This window comes from Curtobacterium sp. MCBA15_001, assembly GCF_001864835.1.
Taxonomy (GTDB): Bacteria; Actinomycetota; Actinomycetes; order Actinomycetales; family Microbacteriaceae; genus Curtobacterium.
The window spans coordinates 59,814-80,073 of record NZ_MJGI01000026.1; the positions used below are offsets into that span (position 1 = coordinate 59,814).

The window sequence follows — 20,260 nt, forward strand, 5'->3', positions numbered from 1 at the left end:
GGTCTGGGCCCTGCTGTGCGGCAACCCGCAACACGCATGCGGGGACGGTGCGGACGCCAGGCCCGGTGCGGCTCCGGCGGGCGCGTTCCGGCCCCAGCTCGAGGCGGGCCAGCGCCCGCGCGTCGCGTAGGCGGGCGGGTCAGCGCCCACGGGCCAGCAGCCAGAGCAGGTACGGCGCACCGACGACGCCGGTGACGACGCCGACCGGCAACGCTGTGCCCGGGATCGCGAACTGTGCGACGAGGTCGCTCGACAGGGTGATCGCCGCTCCGATCGCGGCGGCCGGGCCGAGCGCGACGCGGCCTCCGCCCACCAGGCGCCGCGCGATCGGTGCGGCCATCAGCGCGACGAACGCCACCGGCCCCGCGGTGGCGACGGCCGCGGCGGTCAGGCAGACGGCGGTGACCAGCAGCAGGACCTTGGCCCGGTCGGGGCGGAGTCCGAGGGCGGACGCGACGTCGTCACCGAGCGTCAGGACCGTCAGCCGCGGGGACTGCACGAGCGCGGCGACCATGAGCACCACGAAGGCGATGCCGAGCAGCGCGACGACCCCGCTGTCGACGGCGTTCAGGCTGCCGGAGAGCCACAGCAGCGCGGTGCCGGCCTGCTGCACGGAGCCGCTGGTGAGCAGCCACCCGGTGACGCTCAGCGCCATCGCGGCCACGCCGATGCCGACCAGGACCACGCGGTTGCCGGTGATCCCCCGGCGCCATGCGAGGGCACCGATCACGGCGGCGACGACGAGCGCACCGACGACCACCGTGGTGAACAGCGCAGCCCCCGACGCTCCGAACAGGACGATGGCCGTGAGTCCGGACGTGCTCGCCCCCGCTGTGACGCCGATCACGTCGGGGCTGGCGATGGGATTCCGGACGACGCTCTGCACGATGGCCCCGGCGACGCCCAGGCTGGCCCCGACGAGCAGTGCCGCGAGGGTCCGGGGACCGCGGAGCTGGCCGATGACGAAGTCCGACACGGTGTCGCCGTGCCCGACCAGTGCCGCGACGACCTGCCCGGGCGCGAGCGGGATCTCACCGACGCCCAGCCCGACGAGCACCAGGGCGACCAGCACGACGAGCACCGACCCGAGCACGACGAGCTCGCGGCGGGGTCCGACCAGGCGCGTCCTCACAGGCCCTTCACCGCCCTCGACCGCACGAGCGCGATGAACACGGGCGCGCCGATCAGGGCGGTGACGATGCCGACCTGCAGCTCCCCCGGGTACGCGACGACGCGCCCGACGACGTCGGCGACCAGGAGCAGCGCGGGGGCGACGACGGCCGACAGCAGGATGGTCCAGCGGTGGTCCGGGCCGCTCAGGCGACGGACGGCGTGCGGCACGGCGAGCCCGATGAAGGCGATGGGTCCGGCGGCGGCGACGGCCGACCCGGCGAGCAGCACGACGACGACGCCCCCGAGCGCGCGGACCATCACGACCCGCTGCCCGAGCGACGCGGCCAGCTCGTCGCCGAGCGCGAGGGTGTTGAGCGACCGGCCGAGCGCGAACGCGAGGACCAGCCCGACGAGCACCGGCACCGTGATGACACCGGCCGTGCCGAGGTCCTTGCCGGCGAGTGCGCCGACCTGCCAGAACCGTAGCTGGTCGAGCAGGCTCTGGCTCGTCACTAGCACGGCGGTGGTGACCGAGGCGAGCGCCGCCGCGACCACGGCGCCGGACAGTGCCAGCCCCACCGGCGTCAGCCCCCGCCGCGCGACCGAGGCGATGCCGTAGACCAGCAGTGCGGCGAGGGCCGCGCCGACGAAGGCGAACGGCAGGTACGCGGCCGTGCCGCTGATGCCGAAGACGGCGATGCCGGCGACCACTGCCAGCGCCGCGCCCGAGTTGATGCCGAGCACACTCGGGTCGGCCAACGGGTTGCGCGTCACGCCCTGCATGACCGCGCCGGCGACGCCGAGTGCCGCGCCGGCGAGCAGGCCGACCAGGGTCCGGGGCACACGGTTGCCGAGCACGATGAGCCCGACCTCGTCAGTGCGGCCCGGGTGCAGCACGGCGTCGAGCACCGTGCCGAGCGGGATCGGCCGCGACCCGAACGCGATGCTCAGCGCCACCGCGACGGCGAGCACGACGACCGCGAGGACGGTCGTGCCGACGAGTCGGGGCACGGAGCTGGGCGCCGGTGGCGCGGGCGACGAGGAACGCATGAGGGGTGAGGCAACCCTAACGTGGACCCCTGTTCGGTGATCGCCGAGCCAGTCGTGAGCGCACGCAGGGCCGGTTCATAGGCTCGTCATGGGTTCCGGGCCTGTACTCGTACCCATCGACGCCCGACCGGGACGTCGAGAGCGACCGGAGAGCACCGATGAACGAGACCCCGAACCCCGACGCCGAACCGGGCACCACGCCGATCGACGCGCAGGACGCAGCACCCCGCTCCACGTGGGAGGCGCCGCACGCGGACCCGACGACCCTGCGCCCCGCCTACGCCTTCGACGGCTCCGGTCCGTACCTCTACGCCCCGGACGGCTCCGGCCCGTACGCCTACGCCGCCGACGGCCGTGGCCCGTACCTCATCGGCAGCCCGGCACTCGCCGGCGTCGGCGCCTGGGCCCACGCCGCACCGCACGCCGCGAACGCGCCGCACACCGCACACGCGCCGCACACCGCACACGCCCCGCAGGGCTGGAGCGGCGCGTTCGGCACGCACCCCGGCACGAAGAAGCGGAAGCTCGGGCTGATGATCGGCTCGGGCATCGCGGCACTGGCGATCCTCGGGGCAGCGGGGGGCACGGCGCTCGGCCTGTCCTCGCACGGCACGCAGACCACCTCGAGCCAGTCGCAGGGCTCGACGTTGCCGGGAACGGGCAGCAGGAGCGGGAGCGGCACCGACGGCAGCGGCACGAACGGGTTCACCGTGCCGGGCGACGGTACCGGGAGCGGCAGCAGCGGTTCCGGGACGGGCACGAGCACGCAGTCCCCCGCGACCCCCGCGACCGCCGCCCAGAAGAAGGGCGTCGTCACGATCAACACCGTGATCGGCTACGACGCGTCGACGCAGGCGGCCGGGACCGGCATGGTGCTCACCTCCGACGGCACGATCCTGACGAACAACCACGTCATCCAGGGCGCGACGAGCATCACCGTGACCGATGAGACCACCGGGAAGGAGTACACCGCCGACGTGGTCGGGGCCGACGCCACGAACGACGTCGCGGTCCTCAAGCTCCGGGATGCCTCCGGCCTGTCCACCGTCAAGCTCGACGACGACGGCGGCGCGAAGACCGGCGACAGCGTCACCGACGTCGGCAACGCCGAGGGCACCGGGAACCTCGTCGCGGCCGAGGGCTCGGTCACGGCCACCGGCCAGGACATCCAGGTGCAGAGCGAGTCCGGCACCGGTACCGAGTCCCTGACCGGTCTGCTCGAGGTCGTCGCGGACATCGTGTCGGGTGACTCCGGCGGTCCGGTGCTCGACTCCGAGGGCGAGGTCGTCGGCATGGCGACCGCGGCGTCGTCCGGGTCCGCGGACGTCACCGGCTACGCGATCCCGATCGCCACGGCGAAGTCGATCGCGGACAAGATCCTGGCCGGGGACGCCGGCGGGACGATCACGCTCGGCCTCCCCGCGTTCCTCGGGGTCCAGGTCACGACGGCCACCGGTGGCGTGGGCGTCGCCGGCACCATCGCCGGGTCCGGAGCGGCGAACGCCGGCCTGGTCGCGGGCGACACGATCACCTCGGTCGACGGCACCGCGGTGACGAGCTCCGAGCAGCTGACGCAGCTGATCCAGTCGAAGTCGGTCGGCGACCAGGTCACCGTCGGCTACACGAACAGCGCCGGGACGGCCACGACCGTCACGGTGACGCTGACCGCGGGCCCCGCGCTCTAGGACCCGGTGCCGGACTCAGTGCCGGACCCGACGCGAGCGGGTCCGGCACCGTTCGATCCGGAGGGCAGGAACGCCCGCACCACCGACCGGTAGACGTTCGCCGGCGACTCCGCGGAGAACGCGGTGGCGCCGGCGTCCGTGCGTCCGACCCGCGCGAAGCCGATGCCCCCGGCGCGCACGATCGTCACCGGCCGCGGCCGCCCCGGACGGCGCAGGTACGACACGGTCCACGGCGCCGACCAGAAGCGGGCCAGGCGCGGGTCGGCCTCCGCCAGGTCCGCCGGAAGGTCGGGTGCGTCGGCACCACCGGCCAGCCGCCGGTCGAGCAGGTCGGCCCGGAGCGACCCCGTGCGGAACGGGAAGGTCCACGCCGGGCCGACACCGAGCCTCCCGGCCGCCGTCTGCACCACCCGCTCGGCGGACAGCGGTGCGACCACGGAGCCACGGTCGTCCGGTCGGTCGACGACCGTGCCGGTCCAGGCCTGGAGGCGCGACTCGCGCCCGTCGGGCAGGTGCTGCTCCAGCGTGGTCGGCGGGGCGTCGCCGCTCCAGGGTCCGAGGAGCGTCTGCGTCGTCGCGGGGAGCGTGCCGAAGCGGCCGACCAGGCCGGCGTCGACGAGCTCCTTGCCCGCGGCCGAGCGGAGCAGCGTCGGGCTCCAGCGGCGGCCGGCCATGCTCTGCAGGGTCGTCAGGGCCGCGTCGCTCAACCGCGGTCCCGCGATCTCCGGCACGGGCGGCGGGGACGGCAGGGCCTCGAGCTCGCGGGTGGCGCGTGCGGTGACGGGACCGGTCGCCCGAACGGACTCCAGCACCGCGAAGACCACGTCGTCGGTGGCGTCGAGCAGGGCCAGCGGCCGCTCGACGGTGATGTCCACCCGGTGCCGACCCGTCACGAAGAGCAGGTGCGCGCCGGCGACGGCTCCGCGTCCGTCCTCGTCGGCGTCGTCGCCGGCGTCCGGTCGGACGTACTCGACCAGGCGTGCCGGCGCACCGACCCCGGTCCAGACGTCGCAGCCCACGAGCAGCAGCCCGTCGACCGAGCCGGGCAGTCGGTCGAGCAGCGAGGCGTCCTCGTCGGCGATCGTGCGGTCGCTCGGTCGTGACCGGACGGTCAGGACGATGCCGTCGCCGGTGACGCGCAGGTCGGCCTGGGCAGTGTCCTCGCGACGCCAGGCGTCGGGACGGTGGAGTGTGAGGCGTGCGGTGCGGTCCTCGGTGCCGAGCGGGACGGGGACAGCCATGGCGGAAGGCTACGACGCGGGGGTGCACCGGTCGGTCGCGGCTCGCCGGGGTCCGGCGTCTCGGTGCGCGCGGCGCGCTTCGAGGGTCAGCGCGGGCGGGGCGCGGGCGGCGGGGGCACGCGCTTGGCGGCGACGACGTCGGCGAGGGCGACGGCCACCAGGCCCCGGCGGGTGTCGATCGTGACGGTGTCCGGCGTCCGCGCGACGAGGTCCCCGAGGGCGTCCTGCGCTCCCTCGCCGACGAGCGCCCGGACGACGACGCGCTCCCCGATCGCGACCTCGGTCAGCACCGCGAGCGCGAGGACCCGCGCGATCGCCCCCTGCTCCGCCGCTCCCTGCTCAGCCGCTCCCATGGGTCCGAGCGTACGGCGCGCCTAGGGTGGGGGCATGGACAAGGCCCGGGTGGACAGCTGGATCTGGGCGGTCCGGATCACGAAGACCCGGTCCGCCGCGACGACCGCGTGCAAGGCCGGGCACGTCAAGGTGAACGGCGAACGCGCGAAGCCCTCGCAGCCGGTCGGTCCCGGCGACGAGGTCCGCGTGCGGCAGGCGGGCTTCGACCGGATCGTCGTCGTGAAGAGCATCATCCTCAAGCGCGTCGGCGCCACCGAGGCCGCGAAGCACCTCGACGACCGCACGCCGCCACGGCTCCCCCGCGAAGAGGCCGGCTTCGTGCCGATGCGCGACCGCGGTGCCGGACGCCCGAGCAAGCGGGAGCGCCGCGACCTCGAGAAGCTCCGCGGCTACTGACCGTCAGACGAAGCGGACGGTCTGCTGGAGCCGGTCGCGGACCTCGAACACGTCGACCGCACCTTCGGGCGACCAGACCCCGTTCAGCACCTGCCCGAGCGCACTCCGCCGGACGACGAACGCCGTGGGCTTCCGCTGCGGGCCGACGAGCTGGACGTCGACGTCGACCGCGGCGTCCGGCACGACGAGCAACCGCCCGGTGAACCGCACCCGGGTCTGCTTCTGCACGGCACGGGCGGCGCGCACGAGTTCCTTGACCGGGCGCTCCCCCGGCTCGAGCGTCTCGCCGACGACCTCGCCGTGCTCGATGCGGACCGGGCCGCCCCAGTCGATCGACTCGACCGCCCACAGCCCGCTCGGCAGGAGCACGACGTGGTCGAGCTTGCCCTCGGCACCGGCGTCCAGGTCGTGCCACACGGTGACACCGATGCCCATGTCGGCGACGATCGCGGCGGTGGCCTCTTCCGCCAGGGCCTCGCCGAGCAGTCGACGGATCGACCGCGGGGCCGACCGGATGAGTCCGGGGTCGTACGGGTCCTCGATGGGGTCACCGAGGCCGACCCACTCGCGTTCGGCAGCGAGGAAGACCTCGCGCGACCGCCCGCCGGGGTGTCCGTGGGAGCGGGCGCGGGGGCGGGAGTCGCGGCGCCCTGCGGGCGGTGCGTAGGCGTCCCGAGCCGACCCGCTCCTCCAGTCCGAAGCGCTGGACGAACCCGACGGAGCGGACGGGGCGGAACCGGGCCGGGATCCCGTGTCGTAGGCGCGGCGCGCCGCGGGGGTGCCGACGCGCTCCCACGCGATCTGGACGCGGCGGAACCGGACGGCGTCGCCGCCCAGGTCGGGGTGGGTCTCGCGGGCCGCGCGACGGTAGGCGCGGCGGAGTTCCTCGTCGTCGGCGGAGGCGGGGACGCCGAGGACTTCGTACGGGGTGGCGTCGGCCGGGCTGTCGGTCATGGCCCTGGCACAGTACCGGACGTGCCGTATGCGTCAGCCGCACAGCGGCTGGGTACTGACTGGAGGCCGGGGCGGCAGCCGGGCCGGCGTCGGTCGCTCAGGTGGCCGGCGGCGCCACCGTGGTCACCACGGGCAGGCCGAGGAACCGTCCGACGGGCAGCGCCGCTGCCTCGACGGCACGGAGGGCGGCGTCGGACATCGCTCGGAACGGGGTGATCGTCACGCGGACGTCCCGCGTGCGCTCGGTGGTGCGCCAGGTGCCGACGACCTGGCCGCGGTGCACCACCATCGCCAGGAACATCCCGTTCCCGCCGGGGACGACACGGTCGGCGTGCTCGGCGGCGAGGTGCCCGGTGCGGTCGGCGTACCCGAGCAGGTACTCGTCGAAGCCCGGCAGCAGGTGCGCGGCGCTGGACCTCCGCGGCTCGGGGCGGTCGGCGAGCGCGAGCAGTCCGTCGCCGAGCTCCTCGACCGCGTCACCGGCCACCGCCCGGGCGCGCCGGACCTCCCCGAGCGGCAGCTTCGTCCAGTGCGCGGCATCGGCCTCGGTCGCCGGACCACGCCCGCGCAGGTACCCCACCAGCGTGCGGCGGAGGGCCTCGTCGTGGTCGGGCACCGGCTCGGCAGGCGGTGCCCACTCGTCGAGCAGCACGAGTTCCTGCCCGACCCGACCGGTGGGGCCCCACGCGACGAGACCCTGCTGCGACAGGTGGAGCAGCAGGTGGTACCCACGGCCGCCGGTCGGGTCGATGCCGGCAGCTCGCCAGCACGCGAAGACACCGTCGCGGTCCCGTGACGCTCCGCCGTGCAGCGCCTCGACCGTCAGGTCCCGGGCACGCGCGACCAGCGCGTCGTCGATCCCGAGTTCGCGGGCTCGGCGGGCCAGGCCGCGCAGGGTCCGTTCCGCGGTCAGGGACAGGAGCGTGCGCAACGTGTCGGCCTGCAGCACGTGCAGGGTGCCGCGCATCGGCCACGACCGGACGAGGTCACCACGGTCGAACGCGGCACGGACGTCGGCGCGGGTGACGCCGAGCGCCCGGGCGCCGACGGCCCACAGCGACTGCCCGAGGTCCTGCCCCTGCATCGCGTGCATGTGGGCGACGACGTCGACCGGGGTCCCGCCGGGCGCCCCGATGCGCTGCGCGGCGAGGCGCATCGCCCGGAGCTGCGCGGGGGTCGTGGCCACGGTCGGGTGTCCGTCGTCGTGCGCTGGTCCGACGGTGCCCGGGTCAGGCGACCGCGCGCGCGATGACGTCGAGGTGGTCCTCGAGGTACGCGACGTCCGCCCGGTACAGGTCGGCGTGCCCGTGCTGCAGGTCACTGACGAACTTCGGGTTGCCGGCCGCGGCCTCGGACTCCAGCGTCGTCACGAGCGCCACGATCGACGACACCATCGTCGGTGCCAGTCGGGCGCGGGAGTCCTGGTCGAGCCCGTACGCGTCGCAGAACTCGGCCGCACGGGACAGCCGTTCGTCGAGCGTCGGAGCCGTGCTGCCCTCGACCTGCCCGGTCGTGAACGGCGCGAACCGGTAGACCGCGCTGGCCACGTCCCAGACCCGGGGGCCGGGGTGCGCGGTGTCGAAGTCGATGATCCCGACGGCCTGGATGCCGTCGTAGACGCAGTTGTACGGCGCGAAGTCCCCGTGCACGACGGTCTCGACCGGGATCCGCACGGACTGGGACCAGACGTCGCGGGTCTCGTCGAGCGGGAAGGTCGCCGCGGCGTCGTGGTAGTGCCGGAGCAGGCGGGCGCTCGTGACGAGGGCGGCCTCGCTGGCGATGTCCTCGGTCCACGGGTACTCGCCCGCGACGCCGGGGACGAACGACACCGTCTCGAGCGTGTGGCCGAGTTCGATGGGTTCCGGCGCCGCCACGAAGCCCTGTTCGTGCAGGTGTCCGAGCAGGCGGTGGACGGTGGGCGTCCAGGGGCCGGCGGGGCGGTGGACACGGTCGGCGGCCCTGGTGATGCGCTCCATGAGAGCCCTCCTTGTCGCGGTCGTCGTCGTTGACGTGCTGCTGACGTGTGGGTCAGCGTAGCGGCTCACCCGTGCCGATGTCGCGATCCATCCGCGATCCGATGCGGCACGTCGTGCTGCAGCTGGGCGCTACAGCAGTTCGCGGAGCCAGCCCGGTCCGCGGACCTCGACGGCGTCGCCGAGCGCGGTGACCCGGTCGCGCAGCTCGCGGTCCGCCGTCACGACGACGACCGGCCCGTCACCGGCGGCCACCCGCGCGGCCGTGACCTCGACGATCGTGTCGTCACCCGACGCCGGAGCCCGGACCACCGCGAGGGCGGCGTCGGACGGGGCGCCCGGGGCAGCGCCGTCACGGGCCGCCCCCTCGAGCACGACGCTCCACCGCGGCCACCACCGGTCGAAGCCGAGGTCGAGCCGGGCCGCCGGCACCCCCGCTGCGGCGAGCGCCGACACTCCGGCGAGCAGCCGCGTCGCCGCACCGGCTCGGTCCCGCCACCACCCGTCCGGCACGCTCCCGACGACGTTCGCCGCGTCGACGACCACGTGCGGGGTGACCGTGATCGCTGCTCGGAGCGCGGGCCACGACGCGCCGAACCCCGGGTGCAGCGGCAGTGCGTCGACGGACTCGACGGGGACCCACGACAGTGCCAGGCTCTCGCGGTCGGCGATCACCGGATCGAAGGGCCGCGCGGCGCGGGCGACGACGGTGGTGTAGGTCCAGAACCCCAGGTCGAGCAGGGCGGTGTGGCGCAGGTCGATGCCGTCGCGCGGGACACCGGCTTCCTCGGCGGACTCGCGCAGGGCCCCGGTGACGGCGTCCTCGTGCTGGTGTCGGGCGCCGCCCGGGATCCCCCAGGTGCCGCCGTGGTGGCTCCACTCGACGCGGTGCTGCAGCAGCACCCGTCCGGCCCCGTCGTCGACCAGCAGGCCGGCGGCGCCGAAGAGCCCCCATGCCTTGGTGCCGTCGGGTCCGTACGCCCAGGCGTCGCCGGGGTCGCGCGGACCGGGAGGCGGACCAGGGGGCAGGACGTCGGGCACCGCCCCACCCTTCCACACGGACCTCGCACCGGGCCGTGATGCGTCGTCCGGCGTCGTGTACCGTGCTGCCCAGAGACACGGGGTGCCGCATCCAGCGGCTGAGATCACACCCGTCGAACCTGCTCGAGCTCGTACTCGCGAAGGGATCGTCCATGCAGAACGCTGCGCCCGAACGGGCCGCACATGCCGCCGCACTCCTCGGGGCCGTCCGTGCCCGGAGTCCCCTGGTGCAGTGCATCACGAACACGGTGGTGCAGAACGTCACCGCGAACGTGCTGCTGGCGCTCGGGGCGTCGGCCGCGATGGTCGACGTGCCGACCGAGGCCGGTCCGTTCGCGCGGGCCGCCGACGCGCTGCTGGTCAATACCGGCACCCCGCACGCCGAGCAGCGGCTCGCCTCGGTCGAGGCTGCTCGGGCCGCCGCCGACGCGGGTACGCCGTGGGTGCTCGACCCGGTCGCCGTCGGGTCGCTCCCGGTCCGCACCGCACTCGCGCACGACCTGCTGACGCTCCGGCCGTCGGTGCTGCGCGGCAACGCCTCGGAGGTGCTGGCCCTGCTCGGCACGTCGGTGGGCGGTCGTGGGGTCGACAGCACCGCCGACACCGAGGACGCCCGGTCCGCGGCCCTGGCAGGGGCCGGGAGGACCGTGGGCGCGGTGGCCGTGTCCGGTGCCGTCGACCTGGTGGCCGGCCCCACCGCACCAGGCATGACCGACGACGCTGCCGGCCCCGGCACGCTGGTCCGGGTCGCGAACGGCACGGCCCTGCTGACCCGGGTCACCGGCGGCGGGTGCGCCCTCGGCGCGGTGATCGCCGCCTTCGCGGCCGTCTCGGACGGGGACCCGGTCGCCGCCGCGGTGGCGGGGACGACGGTGTACACGGTCGCGGCGGAGCTCGCAGCACAGGACGCTGCGGGGCCGGGCACGTTCCAGCCCCTGTTCCTGGACCGGTTGGCTGCGCTGACGCCGGAGGACGTCGTCCGTCTCGCTCGGATCACCGTCGAGGAGACCGCGGCATGACCCGCACGACGGACGTCGGTGTCTACCTCGTCACCGACGGCGCGATGTGCGACCGGCACGGACACGGGGTGCTCGGTGTCGTCCGGGCAGCGGTGCAGGCCGGGGTGGGTGTCGTCCAGGTGCGGGACAAGGCCGCGAGCGCTCGGGACCTGCTGGCGCTGACCGCAGCCGTCGCCGACGCCGTGGGTGACCGGGCGGTGGTGGTCGTGGACGACCGGCTCGACGTCGCGCTGGCCGCTCGGCTCGCCGGGCACCGGGTGGCGGGCGTGCACCTCGGGCAGTCGGACCTGCCGGTGACCGTGGCTCGCGCACTGCTCGGCCCGGACGCCCACGTCGGGCTGACCGCGAACACGCCCGCGCACCTCGATGCGCTGGCACGGCTCCCCCGGGGCACCGTCGACCTGCTCGGGGTGGGGGTCGTCCACCCGACGACGACCAAGCCCGACCACCCGCCGGCGCTCGGGCACGACGGCTTCGCGCGGATCGCGGGTGCCGCTCCGGTGCCCTGTGTCGCGATCGGCGGCATCGGGCTCGAGGACGTGGCGCCGCTCGCCGCCGCGGGGGCTGCGGGTGTCGCGGTGGTGTCGGGCATCTGCGCGGCGCCGGACCCTGGTGCGGCGGCCGCGGCGTACGTGGCCGCGTGGCGACGCGGTGGGGCCGACCCTGCGCACGACGGTCGGATGGCCGCCGGACGCGGGCCGGGCCTCCGAGCAGGTGCACGGTGAGCGGGCCGGTCCGCGTGCTGAGCATCGCGGGGACGGACCCCACCGGTGGCGCCGGGCTGCAGGCCGACCTGAAGGCCATCGCGGCGCACGACGGCTACGGCATGGCGGTGGTGACCGCTGTCGTCGCGCAGAACACGCACGGGGTGCGCTCGGTGCACGTGCCGGACGTGTCCGTGCTGCGGGACCAGCTCGAGGCGGTGTCGGACGACGTCGTCGTGGACGCCGTCAAGGTCGGGATGCTCGGCACGGCCGCCGTCGTCCGACAGGTCGCCGAGTGGCTCCGCGCGCACCGACCGCCGGTCGTCGTCGTGGACCCGGTGATGGTCGCGACGAGCGGCGACCGGCTGCTCGACCGGGACGCCGAGCGCGCGATGACCGAGCTGTTCGCGCTGGCCGACCTGGTGACGCCGAACCGCCCCGAGCTGGCCGTGCTGGCACGGCTGGCGACGTCGACGACGCCGTCGGACACGCTGGCGTCTTCGCCGACGGATCCGGTCGCTGCGGCTCGGCTCGTCGCCGCGGCGTTCGACGTCCGCGTGTTGGCGAAGGGCGGTCACGGGGACGGGCCGACCTCGGACGACGTGCTCGTGGCACCGGACGGCTCGGTCCGGTGGTTCCCCGCTCAGCGCATCGCGACGAGCAACACGCACGGCACCGGGTGTTCGCTGTCGAGCGCGGTCGCGACCCTGATGGCGCAGCACGGCGACTGGGAGGTGGCCGTCGGCGCGGCGAAGACCTGGCTGACGGCGGCGCTCCGGGGTGCCGATGCGCTCCGGGTGGGCACCGGGAACGGGCCGGTCGACCACGGCGCCGTCGTCCGCGCGGAGCGACCGGCCGTGGCGTCGACCGACCTGTGGTGGCGGGACGTGGAGCAGGTCCTCGACGGGACCCTCCGCGCGCCGTTCCTGACACAGCTCGCCTCCGGGACGCTCGCGGACGCCGTCTTCGCGGGCTACCTGGCGCAGGACGTGCACTACCTCCGGGCGTACGAGCACCACCTGGCCGCACTCAGCACAGCGACCTCGGGAGACGCCGCTGACTTCTGGGCAGCCGCCGCTGCCGGGTGTGCGACCGAGGCGGCAACGCTGCACCACCGGCGGTTGGCGGGCCGTCGTGCGGAGGACGCCGTGCACCCGGTGTGCGCCGGGTACCTGGCGCACCTGGACGCTGCGGCACGGGACTCGACCGAGGTGCTCGCGGCCGCGGTGCTGCCGTGCTTCCGGGTGTACGCCTGGGTCGGCGAGCAGCTCGGCGCGCCTGCCCCCGACCACCCCTTCGCCGACTGGGTCACGGCGTACGGCGACCCCGGGTTCGCGGCGGCGAGTCGTGCAGCGACGGCGCACGTCGAGGCGATGGCCGCAGCCGCGTCGCCGGTCCTCCGCGGACGGATGGCCCGGGCGTTCCGGACGTCGACGATCTGGGAACGCGAGTTCTTCGCGATGCCCTACGCGCTCGGGGCGAGTCGGACCAGCTCGACGTCGAGCGCGGCACCGACGGGCGCCGAGCCGTCGAGCGCTGCGCCGTCGACCGTGCACCGCATCCACGTGAAGTCGGGCTGACGCCGGCGGTCCGTGGGTGAACCGGGGTTGAGCAGCCGCATCCCGCTCGGCGCGGTGGAGTCCCACGGGATGTGCGAGTGCCCGAACACGAGCACGTCGGTGTCGGGGTGGTCCACCTCGGCCCGGCGTTCCCGTCCCGTGGCGGCACCGGTCTCGTGGACCACGGCGAACCGCAGCCCTTCGACGGTGAACCGTGCGACGAGGGGCAGCCGGTCGTCGAACTCGGGCCCGTCGTTGTTGCCGCGGACACCGACGAAGGACCGGCTGCGTGTCTCGAGGGCGTCGAGCGTGGCCAGGTCGACCCAGTCCCCCGCGTGCACGACCAGGTCGGCCGCGTCGACGTCCGCCCAGAGCGCTGCAGGCAGGTCCTTCGCGCGCTTGGGCAGGTGGGTGTCGGAGACGAGCAGGAGCGCGGTGCTCACGCGTCGTCGCCGCCGTCCCCGCCGCTGCGGACCGGCATCGGGAGCCCGGCCTCGTCCGCTGCGCCGAGCCGCTCGAGCAGACCGGCCAGCAACGCGATGTCGTCGTCGGACCACGCGGCGATGCGTTCGTCGAGGGCGGCGCGGTGCAGCTGCACGGAGCGGTCGAGAGCGGCGCGACCGGCATCGGTGGCCTCGAGGGGCTTCGCGTTGCCGGCGCCGCCGTCCGTGGTGCGGATCAGTCCGGCCGCCAGCAGCCCGGCGAGCTGGCGGGAGATCGTGGAGCGGTTGAGGCGCAGGTAGCGGGCGATGTCGATGGCCATGCAACCGGGGTGCTGCACGACGAAGTCCACCAAGGACTGGTCGACCACGCTGAGCACCGCCTCGTTGCCGCGTGCCCGGATGCTCGCACGCCGGGTGATGCGCGACAGCTCGGTGTACGCGCGTCCGATCGCGGCGGTGCGGACGTCGGGTCCCGGCTGGTCCATGGTGCCTCCAACCCTCGTGTTCCCTTGGCGGTCACCATACCTGCGGGTCTCGGGCCTCGGACCGGACGCCCCGCCGACGTCTGCGTGATCCGGCTTGCTCGTGCGTCTTCACGCAGCAGGTCACGATCCGACGGTCAGTCGCAGCCCGGGGACCCCGCAGCCGGTCGGCCGTCCGGTCACGCCCCGCGGATCGCCGCCTGGAGCGTGGGGATGTCGAGCTTCACCATCGTCATCATCGCCTGGTAGGCCCGACCCGAGGCCTCCGCGTCGCCGCCGGCCGCCATCAGCTCGCCCCAGTTCGCCGGGGTCACCTGCCACGCGACACCCCACCGGTCGGTGAGCCAGCCGCACATCGACGGGGTGCCGCCGCCGGCCAGGAACGCGTCCCAGATCCGGTCGAGCTCGTCTTGGTCGTCGACGTCGACCTGGAAGGAGATCGCGTCGGAGTGCGGGTGCCCGGGGCCGGCGTTCATCGCACGGTAGGGCTGCCCGTGCAGCCGGAACTCGACCACCAGGGTGGAGCCGTCGGGCATCCGTTCGACGTGGTCGACCGACGAGTCGGGGATCACCGAGGCGTAGAAGGTGGCCGCTTCCTCGGCCTGCCCGTCGAACCAGATGAAGGGGACGATCTGCCGCATGGTGTGTCCTGTCGTCGGGCTCAGCCCGCGGCGGTGCGGGTGAGCAGTGCTGCCTTGTCGGGGTGTTCGTCGAACCACGTGCCCACGTACCAGCACATCGGCACGATGCGCTTGTCGGTCCGCCGCTCGACGTCGGCCACCGCGTACGCGACCAGTTCGGCCGCGTAACCGTGTCCGCGGTGCTTCGGCACCGTGTACGTGTGCGGGAAGGCGACCGCGTCGTCGTTCTCCCGTTCGTCGAGCACGCTCACCAGGTCGCCGTCGACGTACATCGCGTACCGCTGCTGGTCGGCCTCGTGGCGGAACTCGTGAGCCATGCCGCCATCATGCCCGCACGGCGCGTCCGCGGGAAGTCCCCGCGGGTCGGCTGGAATGGGTCCCGACCGGTGCGAGTTGCATGGGGGCATGACAACGATCGGCATCATCGGCGCAGGCAACATCGGTTCCCGACTCGCTCGACTGGCGGTCCAGCACGGCCACGACGTGGCGATCGCGAACTCCCGCGGCCCGGAGACCCTGCAGGACCTGGTGGCGGAACTCGGCGACCACGCCCGAGCCGTCACCCGTGACGAGGCCGCGGCGGCCGGCGACCTGGTCGTCGTGACCACGCCCCTCGCCGCGATCGAGACGATCCCGGTCGAGCCGCTGGTCGGCAAGGTCGTCATCGACACGAACAACTACTACCCCCAGCGCGATGGGCAGATCGCCGCACTCGACGACGAGACCACCACCACGGCCGAGCTCCTGCAGGACCACCTGCCCGGCGCCCGCGTGGTGAAGGCGTTCAACCACATCATGGCGTCGGACCTGACCACCGCGGGCACCCCCTCGGGCACCCCGGACCGCCGAGCCCTCGTCGTCGCCGGAGACGACGCGGACGCCAAGCAGACGGTGTCCGACCTGCTCGACGAGTTCGGGTTCGACGCGGTCGACATCGGCCCGTTGGCCGAAGGGTGGCGCATCCAGCGCGACACCCCCGGCTACGTCAAGCCGTACGCCGCTGACGAGCTCAGGCAGGCCGTCGCGGAGGCGAAGCGCTACCGCGACATGTGACGGCTCCCGCGACTCGCGAGCGCGACGCGAGAGCGCGACGCGAGAGCGCGACGCGAGAGCGCTAGCGCGACTCGTGGCCGTCGAACACGAGCGTCATCTCGGCCAGGTCGTCCTCTGACGGCACCCAGGCCGTCCCGGCGTCGACGTTCTGGGCGATCTGCTCCGGCTTCGTCGCGCCGGCGATGACGCTCGTCAGGCCCGGTTGCGCGAGCAGCCAGGCGAAGGTCGCCTGCAGCATCGTGACGCCTCGGTCGTCACAGAAGCGCTGGTACTCCTCGAGCACGTCCCACGGGGCGTGCTCGAGGAGCTCCGGCTTCAGCCGCGTGAGCCGTCCGTCCGTCGGGCTGTCGCTCCGCGTGTACTTGCCGCTGAGCAGCCCGTTGTACAGCGGGAAGAACGGCAGGAACCCGAGGGCGTAGGCGCGCACCGCGGGCAGCACCTCGGCCTCCACGCCGCGCGCCAGCGGGCTGTACTCGTTCTGCGCCGAGACGAACGCCGTGGTGCCGGCGATCGACGCGGTCAGCTCGGCCTCGGCGATCTGCCACCCGGCCAGGTTGGAGTGCCCGACGTAGCGGATCTTCCCCTCGCGCACCAGGTCGTCGAGCACCGACAGGGTCTCCTCGATCGGGGTGACCGGGTCGGGCCGGTGCAGTTGGTACAGGTCGATCCAGTCCGTCCCGAGCCGCCGCAGCGAGGCCTCCACCGCCAGCCGCACGTACCGCCGCGAGCCACGCACACCCCAGTCCGGCCCGTTCGCGCCCTGCATGTCCATGCCGAACTTCGTCGCGAGGACGACCTCGTCTCGGCGTCCGGCGAGCGCACGGCCGAGCATCGACTCCGACTGTCCGGGCGTCCCGCCGTAGATGTCGGCCGTGTCGAACAGCGTCACCCCGGCGTCGAGCGCCGCATGCACCACGGCGTCGGTCCCGTCCTGGGACTCGGTCACGGTGCCGGTCCGTCCGAAGTTGTTGCAGCCGAGGCCGACGGTGGACACGACGAGCCCCGAGGGGCCGAGCGGACGGTGTTCGATCACGGTCATGCGAGCGACGCTACCGCGCCCCCGGAACTGGGGCTGGGTCAGGACGACGCGGTGCCGCTAGAACTGACGATGGATCAGCCGACGGAGGGAGCACCGCACGTGGCGTCGCACCGCATGTCCGATTCCGATCGACCCCGCCGGCCCGTCCCGGCCTGGGTGACCGCGCCGGTCACGGACGTCTCGACCGGCCAGGAGGCCCCGCCCGCCGCCGCCACGCCGCCTACGGTCCGCTCCGCCGAGCCCACCGCCCCGCCCGCGACACCGCCGGTGCCGCCGGTGGCCGCCGCTCCTGCACCGGCGCCCGTGTCCCGCCCCGTGCTGGACCCGGACGCCGTCGTGCCGGACTACCCGCCGTCCGAGGACCTCCTGCCCCCGGCACCGACCTCGCCAGCGCTGCACACCGCCCCGTTCGACGCCTCCCGCGCGCCCGTCGTGGTCCCGGCACCGGTCTCCCCGGTCGACGCCGTCCGTGAGCCGGCCATGTCCGGCCCGGCACACCAGGGCCCCCTCGTCCCGCTGACCGGCCAGCCGCGGTTCTCCGTCCCCGGGCTGGAGCACGTCGTCGTCGCCGGGACGACCGACGAGCCGGTCGGACCGGTCGGCTACCGCACCCCCGCGCGCTTCGCCCACCAGCAGTCCGTCGCGACCCCGCACCGCGTGACCGAGCCCGCGCCGACGCCCGCCGCGCACGCGTTCGACGCCCTCGTCGCGGCACCCGCACCGGAAGCGCCGGAGCCGGCACCGACCGTCTCCGCGACGGCGCCGACCGTGGATGCCGAGCCGGACCTCCCGTCCGACGCCGTCACGGACCGACGCCGCCCCCTCGGCGTGACCCCGTCGGCTGCCCTGGCCGCCGTCGCGGGCACCGCGACCACCGGACTCGCAGCCTGGTGGTTCACGACGCCCACGACCGTGCACGCCGCCGGGCTGCTGCTCGGCCTGGTCGCGGTCGTCTGCGGCGTCACGACGCTCCGGGACCCCTCGGCCACGTGGCAGCGGCCGGTGGCGCTGCTCGGGACCGTGCTCGGCGTCGTCGGCACCGTCGTGCTGCTCTGGGCGGTCGCGTCCGCGGTGCTGCCGGCCGGCACGCTGCCCGACCTGACCGGCACGGGCGCGGTCCCCACGATCGCCCCCTGAGCCCACGGCGTCTCAGACGGCGCGGACGACCCCGCGGGACAGGATGGCATTGGTCAGGGCGTCGATCGGCTCGCGCTGCACGGTCGGGTTCGCGATGAGGACGTAGTCGACTGCGGGCAGGTCCGGCAGGCCGAGGCGCTGCGACACCTTCACCAGGTCCGCCGGGATGAGCGAGTGCGGGAACACCGCCACACCGATGCCCGCACGCACCGCGGCCAGCACACCGTTCACGTCGCGCGTGTTGCAGGTGATCCGCCACGTGCGTCCGGCGGCCTCGAGCGCGTCGATCGCCATCTGACGGCTGATGCTCGGCGCCTGGTAGGCGATGAGCGGCACGGGTTCGTCCCGCTCCACCGCGATGCCGTCCTGCGCCATCCACACCATCTGGTCGGTCGCGACGCGGGTGCCCTCGGCGGACTCCCCCGCGGTCTGCTTGATGAACACCAGGTCGAGCTGCCCGGCGTGTACTCGTCGCAACAGCGGCGCGGACTGGTTCACCGTGAGTTCGAGGTTCACCTGTGGGTGCAGCCGTCGGAAGTCCCGGAGGATCCGCGGCAGCTGCGTGATCGCCAGGTCGTCCGCGGCCCCGAACCGCAGTCGGCCACGGGTCGCCGAGCCGGAGAAGTAGGCGTCCGCGGTGGCGTGTGCCGCGAGGATCGTGCGCGCGAACCCGGCCATCGCGTCGCCGTTGTCCGTCAGCGTGACGCCGCGGGTGTCCCGCGCGACGAGGGTCCGCGACACCGCCGTCTCGAGGCGTCGGACGTGCTGCGAGACGGTGGGCTGGCTGATGCCGAGGCGGGCTCCGGCCTGGGTGAAGCTGCTGGTCTCAGCGACCGCCAGGAAGGTCTGCAGCAGGACGGGATCGAGCACGCGGGCGCCTCTCATTCGACATCGCAATGGAGTGATAGCAACCATACGGGGATCGAATGGACCCGTGCCACGTAGTTTCGAGTGGGTACCAGTCCACCCCTGACCGTGCGGAGTCCCTGCCCAGTGAGCGCGTCATCGACGACCCTCCCCCCACCCACCGAACCGCTGCCGATCCAGGCCGCCCGACCACCATGGCGGCACTCGTTCATCGCGCTGTCCGTGCCGAACTTCCGGCTGTTCACGGCGACGAACCTGGTGGCGATGACCGCGGGGTGGATGCAGCGGATCGCACAGGACTGGCTCGTCCTGCAGCTGACCGGCTCCGTCGCGCAGGTCGGCATCACCGTCGCCTGCCAGTTCGCTCCGATGCTGCTGTTCGGGCTGTTCGGCGGCGTCCTCGTCGACCGGTTCTCCAAGCGCGCGCTGATGATGATCACGCAGGGCGCCTTCGCCGTGCTCTCCCTGCTGCTCGCCGTCCTGACCCTGACCGGGGTGGTGCAGGCGTGGCACATCTGGGTGATCGCCTTCGTCGTCGGCATGGTCACCGTGATCGACAACCCGGCCCGTCAGGTCTTCGTGACCGAGATCGTCGGGCACGAGCACCTGCGGAACGCCATCAGCGTCAACTCGTCGGTGTTCCAGCTCGGCGGCATGATCGGGCCCGCACTGTCGGGAGCCCTGCTCGTCGCGGTCGGCGCCGGGTGGTCGTTCGGCATCAACGCCGTCGCGTGCGTGGCCGTCGTCGTCACGCTCGGCTTCCTGCGCACCGCGGACCTGCACCGGACCCCGCCGATGCCGCGCGCGAAGGGACAGCTCGTCGAGGGACTGCGCTACGCCGTCCGCAAGCCGACGATCCTGGTGCCCGTCGTGCTCATGGTGTTCTTCTCCGTCTTCGCGCTGACCATGCCCGTGCTGCTGTCGGCCTTCGCGTCCCAGGTGTACGACGTCGGCGCCGGCGGCTACGGCCTGTTCAACTCCGCGGTCGCGGTCGGCGCGCTGACCGGGGCGCTGCTGTCCACGCGACGGGCGACCGTCCGGCTCCGCACGATCGTCGGCGGGGTGTTCTGGACCGGGCTGCTGCTCGTGGTGTCGGGGTCGATCCCGGTCATCGCGCCGTTCACCGTGGCGCTGGTCGCTGTCGGCATGTCGCAGCTGCTGTTCATGACCGCGTCGAACTCGATGGTGCAGTTGTCGTCGAACATCGCGATCCGCGGCCGGGTGATGTCGCTCTACGTCCTCGTGCTGCTGGGTGGCCAGGCCATCGGCGGGCCGCTCATGGGCCAGGTCGTCGACCACTTCGGCGCCCACGTCGGCATGGTCGTCGCCGGTGGGGTCCCCGCCGCCGCGGCCGCGGTGATCGGCCTGGTGCTCGCCCACCGCGGCGGCTTCCACCTGGCCGTGCGGATGCGGCACCACGTTCCACTGCCGGCCATCGTCGGTCACCGCTGACGCGTCGGCTCGCTCGGACGGGAGGCCCGGTGCCAGCTGGCACCGAGCCTCCCGTCC

General features: G+C 74.0%; 22 protein-coding genes and 1 riboswitch. Of the genes, 8 read left to right on the forward strand and 14 right to left on the reverse strand.

All coding sequences use genetic code 11. The annotated features are described in order from the left end of the window. Positions 1-139: 139 nt before the first annotated feature. Both BIU90_RS15445 and BIU90_RS15450 read right to left on the reverse strand, forming a co-directional pair. Positions 140-1,132 carry an iron chelate uptake ABC transporter family permease subunit gene (locus BIU90_RS15445; protein ID WP_071301120.1) on the reverse strand — a complete coding sequence of 331 codons (993 nt, stop codon included), beginning with the start codon at positions 1,130-1,132 and terminating at the stop codon, positions 140-142. Further along, complete coding sequence (locus BIU90_RS15450; RefSeq protein ID WP_071301121.1) at positions 1,129-2,124, reverse strand: iron ABC transporter permease; 996 nt, start codon at positions 2,122-2,124, stop codon at positions 1,129-1,131. The genes BIU90_RS15445 and BIU90_RS15450 overlap by 4 nt, the downstream gene beginning before the upstream one ends. A 197-nt stretch (positions 2,125-2,321) precedes the next feature. Here BIU90_RS15450 and BIU90_RS15455 point away from each other — a divergent pair, with 197 nt between their 5' ends. Continuing rightward, positions 2,322-3,848, forward strand: a complete 1,527-nt coding sequence (locus tag BIU90_RS15455) for a S1C family serine protease (protein WP_254787084.1) — start codon at positions 2,322-2,324, stop codon at positions 3,846-3,848. Here the strand turns inward: BIU90_RS15455 and BIU90_RS15460 are convergent. Beyond that, entirely contained in the window at positions 3,845-5,089 is a 1,245-nt protein-coding gene (locus tag BIU90_RS15460) for a hypothetical protein (protein ID WP_071301122.1), read from the reverse strand. The genes BIU90_RS15455 and BIU90_RS15460 overlap by 4 nt on opposite strands. Positions 5,090-5,175: 86 nt before the next feature. Further along, positions 5,176-5,442: a hypothetical protein gene (locus BIU90_RS15465; RefSeq protein WP_071301123.1), complete on the reverse strand. Its 267-nt coding sequence runs from the start codon at positions 5,440-5,442 to the stop codon at positions 5,176-5,178. Positions 5,443-5,476: 34 nt separating this feature from the next. On the opposite strand from BIU90_RS15465, the gene BIU90_RS15470 reads away from it, so the two are divergent. Next, positions 5,477-5,839, forward strand: a complete 363-nt coding sequence (locus BIU90_RS15470; RefSeq protein ID WP_071301124.1) for an RNA-binding S4 domain-containing protein — start codon at positions 5,477-5,479, stop codon at positions 5,837-5,839. A 3-nt stretch (positions 5,840-5,842) separates the two neighbouring features. On the opposite strand, the gene BIU90_RS15475 is transcribed toward BIU90_RS15470, so the two are convergent. From BIU90_RS15475 to BIU90_RS15490, 4 genes are all read right to left on the reverse strand, one after another. Then, on the reverse strand, positions 5,843-6,793 hold the full coding sequence (locus BIU90_RS15475; protein ID WP_071301125.1) for a DnaJ domain-containing protein: 951 nt from the start codon (positions 6,791-6,793) through the stop codon (positions 5,843-5,845). A gap of 97 nt (positions 6,794-6,890) precedes the next feature. Further along, entirely contained in the window at positions 6,891-7,979 is a 1,089-nt protein-coding gene (locus BIU90_RS15480; RefSeq protein ID WP_083404013.1) for a winged helix DNA-binding domain-containing protein, read from the reverse strand. Between the two features lie 43 nt (positions 7,980-8,022). Next, a complete protein-coding gene (locus tag BIU90_RS15485; protein ID WP_071301126.1) occupies positions 8,023-8,769 on the reverse strand; it encodes a phosphotransferase enzyme family protein in 747 nt (248 codons plus the stop codon). A gap of 129 nt (positions 8,770-8,898) precedes the next feature. After that, positions 8,899-9,807 (reverse strand): NUDIX hydrolase, encoded by a 909-nt coding sequence (locus BIU90_RS15490; RefSeq protein ID WP_071301210.1) that lies wholly within the window; start codon positions 9,805-9,807, stop codon positions 8,899-8,901. A 68-nt stretch (positions 9,808-9,875) separates the two neighbouring features. Beyond that, a riboswitch (TPP riboswitch) is annotated at positions 9,876-9,971 on the forward strand. Here BIU90_RS15490 and thiM point away from each other — a divergent pair. The 3 genes from thiM (at position 9,960) to thiD (ending at position 13,110) form a co-directional block, all read left to right on the forward strand. Then, complete coding sequence (gene thiM / locus BIU90_RS15495; protein ID WP_071301211.1) at positions 9,960-10,826, forward strand: hydroxyethylthiazole kinase; 867 nt, start codon at positions 9,960-9,962, stop codon at positions 10,824-10,826. (Overlaps the previous riboswitch by 12 nt.) After that, positions 10,823-11,551, forward strand: coding sequence for a thiamine phosphate synthase (gene thiE / locus BIU90_RS15500; RefSeq protein WP_071301127.1), 729 nt, complete (start codon positions 10,823-10,825; stop codon positions 11,549-11,551). The genes thiM and thiE overlap by 4 nt, the downstream gene beginning before the upstream one ends. Continuing rightward, positions 11,548-13,110 (forward strand): bifunctional hydroxymethylpyrimidine kinase/phosphomethylpyrimidine kinase, encoded by a 1,563-nt coding sequence (thiD, locus tag BIU90_RS15505; protein WP_071301128.1) that lies wholly within the window; start codon positions 11,548-11,550, stop codon positions 13,108-13,110. The genes thiE and thiD overlap by 4 nt, the downstream gene beginning before the upstream one ends. Here thiD and BIU90_RS17950 read toward each other — a convergent pair. The 4 genes from BIU90_RS17950 to BIU90_RS15520 all read right to left on the reverse strand — a co-directional run bounded on the left by BIU90_RS17950 (position 12,996) and on the right by BIU90_RS15520 (position 14,972). Further along, positions 12,996-13,532 carry a metallophosphoesterase gene (locus BIU90_RS17950; RefSeq protein ID WP_083404014.1) on the reverse strand — a complete coding sequence of 179 codons (537 nt, stop codon included), beginning with the start codon at positions 13,530-13,532 and terminating at the stop codon, positions 12,996-12,998. The genes thiD and BIU90_RS17950 overlap by 115 nt on opposite strands. After that, complete coding sequence (locus BIU90_RS15510) at positions 13,529-14,017, reverse strand: MarR family winged helix-turn-helix transcriptional regulator (RefSeq protein ID WP_071301129.1); 489 nt, start codon at positions 14,015-14,017, stop codon at positions 13,529-13,531. Before BIU90_RS15510 ends, BIU90_RS17950 begins: the two co-directional genes overlap by 4 nt. A 176-nt stretch (positions 14,018-14,193) precedes the next feature. Next, a complete protein-coding gene (locus BIU90_RS15515; RefSeq protein WP_071301130.1) occupies positions 14,194-14,655 on the reverse strand; it encodes a VOC family protein in 462 nt (153 codons plus the stop codon). 20 nt (positions 14,656-14,675) lie between these two features. Beyond that, a complete protein-coding gene (locus BIU90_RS15520) occupies positions 14,676-14,972 on the reverse strand; it encodes a GNAT family N-acetyltransferase (RefSeq protein ID WP_071301131.1) in 297 nt (98 codons plus the stop codon). 88 nt (positions 14,973-15,060) lie between these two features. Here BIU90_RS15520 and BIU90_RS15525 point away from each other — a divergent pair, with 88 nt between their 5' ends. Continuing rightward, the gene (locus BIU90_RS15525; protein WP_071301132.1) at positions 15,061-15,708 is read left to right on the forward strand and encodes an NADPH-dependent F420 reductase; all 648 of its coding nucleotides are present in this window, start codon (positions 15,061-15,063) and stop codon (positions 15,706-15,708) included. 61 nt (positions 15,709-15,769) lie between these two features. On the opposite strand, the gene BIU90_RS15530 is transcribed toward BIU90_RS15525, so the two are convergent. Further along, positions 15,770-16,747, reverse strand: coding sequence for an aldo/keto reductase (locus BIU90_RS15530; protein ID WP_071301133.1), 978 nt, complete (start codon positions 16,745-16,747; stop codon positions 15,770-15,772). Between the two features lie 114 nt (positions 16,748-16,861). Here BIU90_RS15530 and BIU90_RS15535 point away from each other — a divergent pair, with 114 nt between their 5' ends. Beyond that, on the forward strand, positions 16,862-17,884 hold the full coding sequence (locus tag BIU90_RS15535) for a hypothetical protein (protein WP_139195308.1): 1,023 nt from the start codon (positions 16,862-16,864) through the stop codon (positions 17,882-17,884). A 12-nt stretch (positions 17,885-17,896) separates the two neighbouring features. Here the strand turns inward: BIU90_RS15535 and BIU90_RS15540 are convergent, their stop codons facing one another. Continuing rightward, the gene (locus tag BIU90_RS15540; RefSeq protein ID WP_071301135.1) at positions 17,897-18,754 is read right to left on the reverse strand and encodes a LysR substrate-binding domain-containing protein; all 858 of its coding nucleotides are present in this window, start codon (positions 18,752-18,754) and stop codon (positions 17,897-17,899) included. 123 nt (positions 18,755-18,877) lie between these two features. Here BIU90_RS15540 and BIU90_RS15545 point away from each other — a divergent pair, with 123 nt between their 5' ends. Then, positions 18,878-20,203 carry an MFS transporter gene (locus tag BIU90_RS15545; RefSeq protein WP_083404015.1) on the forward strand — a complete coding sequence of 442 codons (1,326 nt, stop codon included), beginning with the start codon at positions 18,878-18,880 and terminating at the stop codon, positions 20,201-20,203. The last annotated feature ends 57 nt before the right edge of the window (positions 20,204-20,260 follow it).